This is a genomic window from Achromobacter sp. Marseille-Q0513 (assembly GCF_018195695.1).
GTDB lineage: Bacteria > Pseudomonadota > Gammaproteobacteria > Burkholderiales > Burkholderiaceae_B > Achromobacter.
The window spans coordinates 1-2,546 of sequence record NZ_JAGTJY010000334.1 but is presented as its reverse complement, the minus strand read 5'-3'; the positions used below and the strand labels follow the sequence as shown (position 1 = coordinate 2,546).

Sequence of the window (2,546 nt, the reverse complement as noted above, 5' to 3'; positions counted from 1 at the left end):
GTGCTTACTTGGTGTCGCGGATGGCGTCGATCAGCTTCTTGTCGTACTTCTTGTAGTACTCGGGGTAGGCCGGCTCGACGGCGGCGGCGAAGGCGGCGCGGTCCACTTCGGTGACCTGCATACCTTCCTTCTTCAGCTGTTCCACGCCGGTCTTCTCGATGTTGTCGACGTAGGCGCGCATGGCCTGGGCCGATTCCTTGCCGGCCTTGTCGAAGTTGGCCTTGTCGGCGGCCGACAGGCCGTTGTAGACGTTGGCCGACATCAGCACCAGCGCCGGGCCGTAGACGTGGCCGGTCAGCGCCAGGTGCTTCTGCATTTGCGACAGCTTGGCCGAGGTGATGACCGACAGCGGGTTCTCCTGGCCGTCGATGGTGCCCTGCTGCAGGGCGGTGGCCACTTCGGGCCAGGCCATCGGGGTCGGCAGGATGCCGATCTGGCGGAAGGCCGCGATGTGGATGGGGTTTTCCGTGGTGCGGATCTTCAGGCCCTTGGCGTCGGCCGGCGTCTTGACCGGGCGCACGTTGTTGGTCAGGTGGCGGAAGCCCTGTTCGCCCCAGGCCAGGGCGATGATGCCGCGGCTGGGGAACTTGGCCAGCATGTCCTGGCCGATCTTGCTGTCCAGCACCGTGCGGGCGTGCGGCAGGTCGCGCAGCAGGAAGGGGATATCGAAAACCCCGGTTTCGGGAACAAAATTGAGGGTAGCCCCTGTCGAAACGATCGCCAGGTCGATGGTGCCGATCTGCAGCCCCTCGATGACCTCGCGCTCGCCGCCGAGCGCGCTGTTGGCGAACTGCTGCACCTTGTACTTGCCGCCCGTCGAGGCCTCGATGGACTTGGCCATGGCGTCCGCGCCGGCGCCGTAGTGCGACGAGGTCGACAGGGCGTAGGCCATCTTCAGGGTGTTCTGCGCCGCGGCGGGCAGGGAAGCGACCGCCCCGCAGGCGGCCAGGATCGTGGCTGCAAGCCAGGATTTGCGCATTGTCTTCTCCAGTATTCAGTATGTTCTTGTCACGGCGTCGCGCCGCAGTAGCGCATGATAGCGGGATTCGGCCCCCCTTCCGGCCGTTGGGTAAGATTGCACGATGATGGATTTCCCTGATGCCTCCCGGGCGCGCCGCGCCGGTTTCTGGTCCACCCTGCGCCTGGGCGCCAGGATGATGATGCGCGACGCGCGCGCCGGCGAGCTGCGGCTGCTGGTGCTGGCGCTGGTGGTGGCGGTGGCCGCCGTGACCAGCGTCGGCTTCCTGGCCGATCGGGTCGGCCGGGCGCTGGAGCGCGATGCCGGCCAGATGCTGGGGGCGGACCTGGTGCTGGACGCCGACGAGCCGGTGCCGGACGCCTTCCTGCAGCAGGCGCGCCAGCGCGGGCTCGAGGTATCGCGCACCTGGCAGTTCCCGTCCATGGTCAGCGCGGGCGACGGCGCCCAACTGGCCGCGCTCAAGGCCGTCGAGCCCGGCTACCCGCTGCGCGGCGCGCTGCGCGTGGCCGAGGGGCCGTTCGCCCCGGACGCGCCGGCGCGCGGCATTCCGTCCGAGGGCGCGGTCTGGGTCGACGGCCAGCTGCTGTCGCTGCTGAACCTGAATATCGGCGACCTGCTCAACGTGGGCGACACGCGCCTGCGCATCGAGCGGGTGGTGAGCTATGAACCCGACCGGGGCATGCAGTTCGTCAACGTCGCGCCGCGCGTGCTGCTGCGCGCCAGCGACCTGCCGGCCACCGGCCTGATCGCGCCGGGCAGCCGCATCGGCTACGCGCTGCTGGTCGCCGGCCCGCCCGAGGCCGTGTCCGGCTACGCCGGCTGGCTGGGCCAGAACCTCAAGCGCGGCCAGAAGCTGGCGACGCTGGAATCGGGCCGCCCCGAGGTGCGCCGCACGCTGGACCGCGCCCAGCGCTTCCTGTCGCTGGTGGCGCTGCTGGCCGTGCTGATCTCGGCCGTGGCGGTGGCGCTGGCGGCCGGGCGCTACATGGCGCGGCACCGCGACGGCATCGCCGTCATGCGCTGCCTGGGCGCCGTGCAGTCGCAGGTCTCGCGCATGCTGACGCTGGAGTTCGCGCTGGTCGGGCTGTTCTCGTCGGCCGTCGGCTGCCTGCTGGGCTTCGCCGTGCACCAGGGCCTGGTGGCGGTGCTGGCTTCGCTGATCGACACGACCCTGCCCGCGCCCTCGGCGGTGCCGGCGGCGCAGGGGCTGCTGACCGGCCTGCTGTTGCTGCTGGGCTTCGCGCTGCCCTCGCTGGCGCAGCTGCGCCATGTGCCGCCGGCCCGCGTGCTGCGGCGCGACGCCGACACCCTGGGCGCGCGCAGCGCCGCCGGCTATGGGCTGGGCGCGGCGGGCTTCGCGCTGCTGATCTGGTGGTTCGCCGGCGACGCGCGGCTGGGGGCGGTAGTGGCGGGCGGCTTCCTGGGCGCGTTCCTGGTGTTCGCGCTGGTGGCCTGGCTCTGCATCCTGGGCCTGTCGCGCCTGCGTCGCGTGGCCAACGGGCTGCCGTCCCTGCGCTTCGCCCTGGCGGGCGTGGTGCGGCGCCGCGCCGCCACCATCACCCAGGTC

Annotated in this window: 2 protein-coding genes; one reads left to right on the top strand and one right to left on the bottom strand. The window is 71.1% G+C overall.

Features of this window, described 5'->3' with window-relative positions; all coding sequences use genetic code 11:
• Nucleotides 1-4: 4 nt before the first annotated feature.
• Entirely contained in the window at nucleotides 5-979 is a 975-nt protein-coding gene (locus tag KDH83_RS30310; RefSeq protein WP_212322656.1) for a TRAP transporter substrate-binding protein, read from the bottom strand.
• Nucleotides 980-1,082: 103 nt separating this feature from the next.
• On the opposite strand from KDH83_RS30310, the gene KDH83_RS30305 reads away from it, so the two are divergent.
• A partial coding sequence (locus KDH83_RS30305) for an FtsX-like permease family protein (RefSeq protein WP_212322654.1) occupies nucleotides 1,083-2,546 on the top strand: 1,464 nt, incomplete at its 3' end.

Excerpts from the sequence above, each read along its gene's own strand:
- KDH83_RS30310 (WP_212322656.1), bottom strand. The coding sequence starts at position 979 with ATGCGCAAATCCTGGCTTGCAGCCACGATCCTGGCCGCCTGCGGGGCG.